The organism is Frigoribacterium sp. CFBP 13707 (assembly GCF_014842245.1).
Taxonomy (GTDB): domain Bacteria; phylum Actinomycetota; class Actinomycetes; order Actinomycetales; family Microbacteriaceae; genus Frigoribacterium; species Frigoribacterium endophyticum.
Genome location: NZ_JACYVL010000013.1, coordinates 59,550 through 68,790, shown reverse-complemented (window position 1 = coordinate 68,790; position 9,241 = coordinate 59,550). Strand labels below are relative to the sequence as shown.

Here is a 9,241-nt window from a genome sequence, read left to right as displayed (position 1 = left end):
CACCACGACGAGGCCCCCCGCAGCACCAGCTGCAGGGGGCCTCGCCCGTCCTCCCGCACCGGTCGGGCCCCGGACGTCAGGGCGCCGACACAGCCCGCCCGTCGAGCCACGCACCGACCTCGTCGGCCCGGAGCGCGTCGCCCAGCGACCGCACCCCGTCCGGGTCGAGCGAGACGTAGGACTGGCCGTCGTCGGAGACTCCTCCGCCCGCGGTCGGCACCGTCGCGGTGCGGATGCCGGACGGCGACAGGTCGCGGAGCCCCCAGCCGATCTCGACGAGCCGCCGCGGCGTCAGGCCCGGGTCGACGGCGAGGTGCTCGGTGGCCACGCCGACGAAGCCGCTCACCGCCACCGGGTCGCTGAGCGTGCCCCGGTCGAGCAGCCCGCTCACGAGCCCGCGGACGAAGGCCTGCTGGTTGCGCGCCCGCTGGTGGTCGGCGTCGGCGAAGGGCGCCCGGGCCCGCACGAAGTCGAGCGCCCGGTCGCCGGCGAGGTGGTTCACGCCCGCGTCGAAGTCGTGGCCGCCGGCTGAGAACGAGCGCTCGGAGACGACGTCGACCCCGCCGAGCGCCTCGCTCATGCCCGCGAAGCCCTCGAAGCCGACCGTCGCGACGTGGTCGACCCGCACCCCGAGCAGGGCCTCGACCGTCTCGACGACCAGCGGCACCCCGCCCCAGGCGTGGGCGGCGTTGATCTTGGCGGAGCCGTGGCCGGGCACGTCGACCCACGAGTCGCGCAGCACGGACAGCACCACCACCTCGCTGCGGTCGGCCGGTACGCGCACGAGCATCACGGTGTCGGTGCGGGAGGCGGGGGTCGCGACGCCCGGAGCGGCGTCGGTCGGCGACGTGCCGGCCGAGTCGGTGCCGAGCAGCAGGACGGTCAGGGCGCCGCTCTCGTCGACCGGCGGCCGCCCGAGCTCGGAGGGGAACGCCCGGTCGATGGTCGTCGCCCGGTCGTCGAAGGTCGAGACCAGGTGCGCGGCGAACCCCGCGACCACGAGGGCGACGACGGTCGGCACGCCGACCAGCACGGCCGCGGCCGCGGCGAGCGCGGTGGCCCAGGGGCGGCGCGGCGGACGCGGAGCCCGACCGGTGCGCGGCACCCGGGGCGCGCGGGGCGCCCGGGCCGCCCGGCGCGACCCGCTCACCGGGTCACCTGCTCGGCCGCGTAGGCGTCGCCCAGCACGGTGGTGACGAACTTGGGGAAGGTCTGCTGCGACGCGTCGAACAGCTCGCCGTTGACGAGCACGGTCGGCGTGCCGCGGAGCGACTCGAGGTCGTCGGTCGGCAGCGGCCCCGCGAAGGCCCGGGCCGTGGCGGCGCCGACCCAGGGCACGAAGCGCCGCTCGTCGACGCACTCGGCGAGCGCGGCGGCGTCGTCGACCCCGTCGAGGCCCGTGACGAGGGCGGCGAGCTGCTCGTCGGTCAGGCCGCGGTCGCCGGGGGCCGGCTGGGCGAGGAAGAGCGTGTCGGAGGCGCGCCAGAACTGGTCGGGCGACAGGTCGGCCACGCACAGGGCCGCCCCCGCCGCGCGCGACGCGTAGCGGGCCCCGCGCGACGAGCCGTCGGTGATCGCGACGGGGTGCACGCGGACGGTCGCGGCCCCGGTCGTGACGAGCTGCTCGAGGTAGGCGGCGTTCTCGAGCTCGAACTCCTTGCAGGCGGGGCAGTGGTAGTCGACCCAGACCACGACGTCGGCGACGTCGCGGGCCGCCGGGGCCGGCTCGACCGAGGGGGCCTCCCCCGCCGGGCGCGGCGCGCTCCGCTCGACGAGCATGCCGGCGCCCACGCGCACCCCGTCGTCCGCGACGTTCGCCGGCACGGCCGTCGCGGGGGCCGGGCCGACCGCGGTCACGAGGGCCAGGGCCGCGGCGGTGACGAGCGCGACCCCGCCGGCGAGGACGCCGGCGCGCACGAGCAGCGTCCCGCCCCGCTCACGACGCTGCTCGCGGAGGCGCACCTCGCGCGCCTTGGCCCGCAGCGCCTCGCGCCGGGCGGCGTGGCTGCCTCGTCGGGCGCTCGGGCCCCGGGGAGTCGCGGTGCCGGCAGCGCGGTCGGGCTGCGGGACCTTCCGAGGGTCGGGTCGGACGTCGGGAAGAGGGTCGGGGTGCGGGTTCTCGCCGGGCATGAGGGCCTTCCAGGAGCGGATCGATCCTCACATCGTATTTCACATGGTTCACGTCAGCAACCACCACGGCAGCACCTCGTACGTCAGCACCCCGCACGGCAGCACCTTGCACGGCAGCACCCCGCAGGCGACCAGCGGCACGGGAGCACCGCGTGCGCCGACGACGACGCGGGAGGCACGGGCCAGCCGACCCGCGCCTCCCGCGCTCCGTGCTGCACGGCGACGCCCCGGCACGAGGCGCCGCCGCGGTCTCAGTCGGCCGAGCTCCGCTCGAGGCCGTTGGCCCGCGCGACGCCGCCGTACCAGCGGGCGCTCGGCTTGGAGGTGCGCTCGAAGGTGTCGCGGTCCCAGGCGATCAGGCCGAAGGTGGGGCGGAAGCCGCTGGCCCACTCGTAGTTGTCGAGGGCGCTCCAGTGCTGGTAGCCGAGCACCTCGACGCCCTCCTCGATCGTGTCGTGGACGTGCTCGAGGGCGCCCTGCGTGTACGCGATGCGCCGGGTGTCGTCGGCGGTCGCGATGCCGTTCTCGGTGACCATGACGGGCACGTGGCCGCTGAGCTCCCACGCGCTGCGGATGCCCTCGGCGGCGGCCGGCGGCCAGAACTCCCAGCCGGTCAGCGTCGTCTCGAGCCCCTCGGCGACCGGGCGCGGCCCCTCGGGGCCGACGAAGGTCTGCGTGTAGGCCTGCACGCCGACGAAGTCGTCGCCCGCCGCCATCTCGCTGTACCAGTCGTCGCGCACGTAGCCGTACTCGCGGGTGGCCTCGGCGGCGCCGGGCTCGTCGACGGCCTTGAACGCCTGCGTCGCGACCGTCCAGCCCGACTTGAGGCCGTCGACCTGCGACAGCACCTCGCGACTGCGCTTGTGCGAGGCGAGCAGCGCGTCGGCCACCTGCAGGTCAGGATTCGGCAGGCCGTAGGCCACGAGGTTCGCGGCGTCCTCGCCGCCGGCGAGCATGGCGGCGATGTTCGGCTCGTTGATCGTGCAGACGTAGCGCACGCCCTCGCTGACGACGGGCAGGGCGAGCTCCGTGTAGCGGGCGAAGAGGTCGGCGGCGTCGGGAGCCCGCCAGAAGCCGTCGCGCTCGAACCAGCGCGGCACCGTGAAGTGCATCAGCGTGACGATCGGCTCGACGCCGAACTCGTGGCACGTCTCGACCATGCGGCGGTAGTGCGCGATCTGGGCCTTGCTGACGAACCCGCGCTCGGGCTCGATGCGCGCCCACTCGATGCTGAACCGGTAGCTGTTCAGCCCGAGCTCGGCGAGCAGCCGGATGTCGTCGCGGAACCGGTGGTAGCTGTCGGCGGCGTCGCCGCTCGGCTCGACGATCGTCGTGCCGGGCGTGTGCTCGTGCTGCCACCAGTTCGAGGCGACGTTGCCGCCCTCGATCTGGTGGGCGGCGGTCGCGGCGCCCCAGAGGAAGCCGTCGGGGAAGGTCAGCACAGGGTGGTTCCTTTCGAGGGGAGGTCAGGAGGCGCGGGTCAGCGACCCGAGGACGCGCGGCCCGAGGACGCGCGACCCGAGGACGCGCGCGCCGCCGCGGCCGCCGCGTGGGTCCGCCGCGGGTTCGGCACCGCGTCGAGCAGCTGGATCGTGTACGGATCGGTAGGTCGCTGGAGCACCTCCGCCGTGGCCCCGCGCTCGACGACGGCGCCGTCGTGCAGCACCATCACGTGGTCGGTGATCAGCCGCGCGCTGAGCAGGTCGTGGGTGATGTAGAGCAGCGAGACGCCCCACTGCTCACGGAGGTCCTCGAGCAGCGCGAGCATGCCGGCCCGCAGCGAGACGTCGAGCATCGAGACCGGCTCGTCGGCGATGATCACCTGCGGGTCGCTCGCGAGCGCCCGGGCGATGACGACGCGCTGCCGCTGCCCGCCGGAGAGCTGGTGCGGCAGCTTCGCCGCGAACTGCTCGACCGGCGTCAGGCCGACCGTCTCGAGCAGTTCGAGGACCCGGCTCCGCGCCTCCTGCCCCCTCAGCCCGGTGAAGTTCACGACGGGGCGCGTCAGCGTGTACTCGACGGTGTGCAGCGGGTTCAGGGCGGCGTACGGGTCCTGGAAGACCATCTGCACGTCGCTGCGGAAGCTGCGCAGGGCACGGCCGCGCAGCGACGTCACGTCGGTGTCGCCGAACGTGACGCTGCCGCTGGTGGGCGACTCGACGCCGGTGACGAGCTTCGCGATCGTGCTCTTGCCCGAGCCGCTCTGCCCGACCAGGGCCAGCGACTGCCCCGGCTCGAGCGTGAACGACACGTCGCGGACGGCCCGCACGGGCTCGTCGCCACGGCGGGGAGGCGCGTAGGTCTTGCTGACGCCGCTCACGACGATCGCGCTCTGGGCGACCTTCGTGCTCCGTGTGCTGACGCTGGGCACGCTCGTGGTCGTGTCGACGCGGCGCTCGCCCCGGGCCCGGCGCAGCGAGCGGTCGTCGAAGCCGGGCAGCGAGACGGTCTCGGCGCGCGGGTCGGCGTAGTGCGAGAGCAGCATCCGCGTGTACTCGTGCTGCGGGGCGGCGAGCACGTCGGCGCTCGTGCCGTCCTCGACGATGCGGCCCTCGTGCATGACGAGCACGCGCTCGGTCGCCTCGAGCACGATGCCGAGGTCGTGGCTGATCAGCACGGCCGTGAAGCCCTCGCTCTGCTGCAGCGAGATGATCGTGTCCATCACAGCGTGCTGCACGAGCACGTCGAGCGCCGTCGTCGGCTCGTCGAACACCATCAGCTGCGGCTCGAGCGAGAGGGCCAGGGCGATCGAGACGCGCTGGCGCATGCCGCCCGACAGCTCGCCGGGGAAGCGCGCCAGCACGCCGGGGTCGAGCTCGACCTTGGCGACCAGCTCGGCGGCCCTGCTGTGCCAGCGGTCGCGCGGCACGTGGCCGTGGGCCTTGAAGACGTCGACGAAGTGGTTGCGGATCGTCCGCACCGGGTTCAGTGCGTTCATGCCCGACTGCAGCACCATCGCGAAGCCGCCCTGCCGCTGCTGCCTCAGGGCCTCGGTGCCGAGGTCGCGCACGTCGGCGCCGTCGAACCAGATGCTGCCGCCGTTCGTGCGGGCCGGCGGCTTCTGCAGCCGCGTCAGCGCGTAGCCGAGCGTCGACTTGCCCGAGCCCGACTCGCCGACCAGGCCGACGAACTCGCCGCGGCGCAGCTGGAACGACACGTGGTCGACCGCCTGCACCGGCTCGGCGCCGGCGCTCTCGTAGACGACGCTCAGGTCGCGGACGTCGAGGAGCACGTCGCCCGAGGCGGACGAGCCCGAGGACGGTCCGGAGGCGGTGGGCTGGTCGGTGAGCTCCCTGACGGTCATGCGCGCGCCTCCTTCTTCTCCTGCTTCGCGCCTTCGCGGAGCCGGGGGTTGCCGACGGCGTCGACGCCGAAGTTGATCAGGGTCAGGCTCATCGCCAGCAGGGCGATGCACAGGCCCGGGGCGAACAGCAGGATCCACTGCCCGGTGAGCAGGGCGTTCGAGTTCTGCGCCCAGTAGAGGATCGTTCCCCAGCTGACGATCGACGAGTCGCCGAGCCCGAGGAACTCGAGGCCGGCCTCGGCGAGGATCGCGCTGGTCGCGGCGCCGAAGAACGAGCCCGTGATCAGCGACGTCATGTTGGGCAGGATCTCGCGGAACACGATGCGCCCCGAGCTCTCGCCCGAGAACCGCGCCGCCGTGACGAAGTCGCGCGAGCGCAGCGACTGCGTCTGGCTGCGCAGCACGCGCGCGCCCCAGGCCCAGCCGGTGATGACGATCACCGCGAGGATCACCGCGATGCCGCCGTTCTGCAGGTACGCCGCGATGACGATCATGAGGGGCAGGCCCGGGATCACGAGGAACAGGTTCACGATGAACCCGACGACGTCGCCGCCGAAGCCCTTCATGTAGCCCCAGCTCAGCCCGATCGCGACGGCGACCAGCGTCGACAGCACCCCGGCGACGACGCCGACGAACACGCTGATGCGGGCGCCGTGGATCAGCTGGCTGAGGACGTCCTCGCCGGCCGCCGTGGTGCCCATCCAGTGGGCCCAGCTGGCGTCGGCGTTGCGCTCGAAGCCGTTCTCGCTGCCGCCGTAGGGGGCGAGCAGCGGGGCGAAGACCGCGACGAGCACGAACACGCCGAAGATGACGACGCCGATCTTCGCCTTGGGGTTCGACCAGATGGTCGCGGCCATGCGGCCGACGGTGAGCCAGCGACTGGGCGCCTTCTGCTCGGCGGGGCCGGTGGGAGGCGCGCCCTCGGGCAGGTGGACGGACACGGTGGAGGTCATCGGCGGGTCCTTGGGTCGAGCACGCCGTACAAGATGTCGACGAGGAAGTTGGCGACGAGCACGCTGACCGTGATCATCAGGAAGAGGGCCTGCATCAGCGGGTAGTCCTGGCCGATGACGGCGTTGAACAGCAGGTAGCCGATGCCGGGGTAGCCGAAGACCTGCTCGACCAGGATCGACCCGCCGACGACGCCGCCGAGGGCGAGGCCGAAGCCGGTCAGGTTGGGCAGGATCGCGTTGCGGGCGGCGTAGCGCACGGCCACGGTGCGGCCCTTGAGGCCGTTCGCCTCGGCGAAGGTGACGTAGTCGTCGCCGAGCGTCGAGATCATCGCGTTGCGCATGCCGAGGATCCAGCCGCCGAGGCTCGTCAGCAGGATCGTGATCGCCGGCAGCACGGCGTGCAGCAGCGCGTCGCCGACGAAGGCCGGCGTGAACCCGGGCGTCGTCGTCGCGCCGTAGGCGCCCGTGGTCGGGAACCAGTGCAGCACGTAGCCGAGGAAGAAGAGCAGCAGCAGGGCCGTCCAGAAGTACGGGAAGGTGCTCATGAAGCTGCCCGACAGGGTGGGCAGCGAGTCGAGCCAGGTGCCGCGCTTCCACGCCGCCGCGACACCGATCAGGGTGCCGAGCACGAAGGCGATGACCGTGCAGACCCCGACGAGGATCAGCGTGAACGGCAGCGCCTGGCCGACGAGGTGGCCGACCGTCTCGGGGAAGAACGTGTAGCTCGTGCCGAAGTCGAGACGCACGACCTGCCCGAGGTACGCGACGTACTGCTGCAGGACGTTGCCGGTCGGGACGCCGAGCTGGGCCTCGATGGCGGCGCGGGTAGCGTCGGAGACGGGGCCGTTCTGCGAGAGCTTCGCGATCGCGGCGTCGGTGGGGCTGCCGGGCATGAGCCTCGGCAGGATGAAGTTGAGCGTGACCGCGGCCCACAGCGTGAGCACGAAGAGTCCGAGCTTCTGGGCGACGTACCTCACTGGTCGCTGCCTTCCTGGTCGACGCGCTTCAGCTTCGTGAAGATCAGCAGCGGTGCCTGGTCGTAGTTCTGGGGGGCCATGTACGGGTCGTCGGCACTCGGCCAGCCGGTGAACTTGGCGTCGTTGAAGAGGCCCCAGAGACCGCCGTAGTACAGGCCGATCACGGGCATCTGGTCGTAGACGACGTTCTGCAGCTGGTGGCTGAGCCGCTGCTGGTCGGCGGGGTCGGTCGAGGCGCGCCACTCGGCGAGCAGCTCGTCGACCGCGGGGTCGCTGAACCGCTCGAAGTTGTTGGCCGTGGTCTCGCCGACCGGCGTCGCGAAGTCGCTGTTCAGCAGGTTGTTGAACGCCTGGTACACGTTGCCGTTGCCCATGCCGCCCATCGCCATGTCGAACTCGCCGTTGGCGATGGCCGACTGGTAGCCGGCGGGCTGGGGAGCCTGCACCTGCACGTCGATGCCGATCAGCCCCAGCTGGCGCCGCACCTCCTGCACGGCCCTGAGCCAGTCGGTGTAGCCGTTGGCGGTGGTGATCGTGATGCGCAGCTGCTGCCCGTCGGGGCCGACCAGCTGGTCGCCCTGCAGCGCGTAGCCGGAGGCGGCGAAGGCCGCGAGGGCCGCGTCGCGGTCCTGCTCGATCACGCCGCCGTTGGGGATGCTCGGGTCGAGGTCGTCCTGCTGGTTCGGCAGGATGAGCCCGGTCTGGCCGGCCGGCTCGAGGTAGCCCTCGGTGGCGGTCTCGGCGATGCGGGCTCGGTCGAGCGCCAGGGCGATGCCGCGGCGCACATTGACGTCGTCGAACGGCGCCTTGGTGAGGTTCGGCACGAGGCCGATCACGCCGCCCGGCGGGAACCAGAAGGTGTTGTCGGGGCTGGCCGCGCCCCAGGTGCCCTCGACGTCGCTGATGAACGAGTACGACCAGTCGTAGCCGCGCGTCACGGTGTCGAGCTGGTTGTTCGTCGCGGGCAGGATCAGGTGCCCGATCTCGATCTTCTCCGCCTGCCAGTAGGTCTCGTTCTTGTCCATCGAGTACTGCTGCGGCGAGTAGTTGCCGAGCGTGAAGGGGCCGGTGCCGACCGGGTCGGGGTTGCGGAAGGTCGCCGGGTCGTCGACCTGCGACCAGAGGTGCTCGGGCACGATCGTCGTCTGGCCGATGATCTCCATCGCGGGCACGTCGTCGGTCTGCAGGTGGAAGACGACGTGGTCGCCCTCGGTCTCGATCGACTCGATGTGCTGCCAGGCGCCCTTGATGTCGAGCGACGGGGCCGCCTTGATCAGGTCGAACGTGTAGACCACGTCGGCCGGCGTCATCGGCGTGCCGTCGGACCACTCGACGCCGCTGCGGATCGTCATGTCGACGGTGCGCGCGTCGGGCAGCGTGGTCTCGCTGGCGAGCCACGGCGTGATCTCGCCGTCGAGCGGGTTGATCTCGAGCAGCGGCTCGTAGATCCAGGTGGAGGCGGTGCGCTTGTTCGTGAGGAACGGGTTGAAGTTCCGCTCGAACTGCGGGTTGCCCTTGTCGGCGTTGATCAGCATCGTGTCGGCGCCGATCGTCGGGTCGGGCTGGCTGCGGATCTGGATGCTGCAGCCGGCCAGCAGCGCGGTGGCCGCGAGGGCGGCGACCGCGGTGCGCACGAGCGTGCGGGGTCTTGACGTGAGCTTCATCGCCACGGGTCTCTCATTCGTCGTCGAGGTGAGCTCCGCCATTGTAAGCGCATACATCTGCCGGACGCAACGGGACCGGTCGGTCGCGGACCGGACCCGCGGTGCCGAGTGGTCGCGATCTGCTGCTCCCGGGCGGGCGGGGCAGCAGTTCGCGACCACTCGGCGGGGCGGGAGGGGCGGGAGGCGGGACGGGACGAGGTGGTTCGAGGTCGA

General features: G+C 72.3%; 8 protein-coding genes. All 8 read right to left on the bottom strand.

Translation table 11 applies throughout. The annotated features are described in order from the left end of the window. Positions 1-76: 76 nt before the first annotated feature. The 8 genes from IFT45_RS15030 to IFT45_RS15000 are packed head-to-tail and all read right to left on the bottom strand — an operon-like array spanning position 77 to position 9,028. The gene (locus IFT45_RS15030) at positions 77-1,150 is read right to left on the bottom strand and encodes an LCP family protein (protein WP_192129113.1); all 1,074 of its coding nucleotides are present in this window, start codon (positions 1,148-1,150) and stop codon (positions 77-79) included. Further along, a complete protein-coding gene (locus IFT45_RS15025; protein ID WP_192129111.1) occupies positions 1,147-2,130 on the bottom strand; it encodes a thioredoxin domain-containing protein in 984 nt (327 codons plus the stop codon). The genes IFT45_RS15030 and IFT45_RS15025 overlap by 4 nt, the downstream gene beginning before the upstream one ends. Positions 2,131-2,178: 48 nt before the next feature. Beyond that, a complete protein-coding gene (locus tag IFT45_RS16810) occupies positions 2,179-2,364 on the bottom strand; it encodes a hypothetical protein (protein WP_206759080.1) in 186 nt (61 codons plus the stop codon). A 17-nt stretch (positions 2,365-2,381) separates the two neighbouring features. Next, positions 2,382-3,572, bottom strand: coding sequence for a family 1 glycosylhydrolase (locus IFT45_RS15020; RefSeq protein ID WP_192129109.1), 1,191 nt, complete (start codon positions 3,570-3,572; stop codon positions 2,382-2,384). A 38-nt stretch (positions 3,573-3,610) separates the two neighbouring features. Next, positions 3,611-5,434 (bottom strand): ABC transporter ATP-binding protein, encoded by a 1,824-nt coding sequence (locus IFT45_RS15015; RefSeq protein ID WP_192129107.1) that lies wholly within the window; start codon positions 5,432-5,434, stop codon positions 3,611-3,613. Continuing rightward, on the bottom strand, positions 5,431-6,387 hold the full coding sequence (locus IFT45_RS15010) for an ABC transporter permease (protein WP_056058724.1): 957 nt from the start codon (positions 6,385-6,387) through the stop codon (positions 5,431-5,433). The genes IFT45_RS15015 and IFT45_RS15010 overlap by 4 nt, the downstream gene beginning before the upstream one ends. Continuing rightward, on the bottom strand, positions 6,384-7,364 hold the full coding sequence (locus tag IFT45_RS15005) for an ABC transporter permease (RefSeq protein ID WP_056058720.1): 981 nt from the start codon (positions 7,362-7,364) through the stop codon (positions 6,384-6,386). The genes IFT45_RS15010 and IFT45_RS15005 overlap by 4 nt, the downstream gene beginning before the upstream one ends. After that, positions 7,361-9,028, bottom strand: coding sequence for an ABC transporter substrate-binding protein (locus IFT45_RS15000; RefSeq protein WP_192129121.1), 1,668 nt, complete (start codon positions 9,026-9,028; stop codon positions 7,361-7,363). The genes IFT45_RS15005 and IFT45_RS15000 overlap by 4 nt, the downstream gene beginning before the upstream one ends. Positions 9,029-9,241 lie beyond the last annotated feature (213 nt).

What these genes read in the sequence shown, in the direction of transcription:
- IFT45_RS15010 (WP_056058724.1), bottom strand. Translation starts at nt 6,387, where the DNA reads ATGACCTCCACCGTGTCCGTCCACCTGCCCGAGGGCGCGCCTCCCACC.
- IFT45_RS15000 (WP_192129121.1), bottom strand. Translation starts at nt 9,028, where the DNA reads ATGAAGCTCACGTCAAGACCCCGCACGCTCGTGCGCACCGCGGTCGCC.
- IFT45_RS15015 (WP_192129107.1), bottom strand. Translation starts at nt 5,434, where the DNA reads ATGACCGTCAGGGAGCTCACCGACCAGCCCACCGCCTCCGGACCGTCC.
- IFT45_RS15025 (WP_192129111.1), bottom strand. Translation starts at nt 2,130, where the DNA reads ATGCCCGGCGAGAACCCGCACCCCGACCCTCTTCCCGACGTCCGACCC.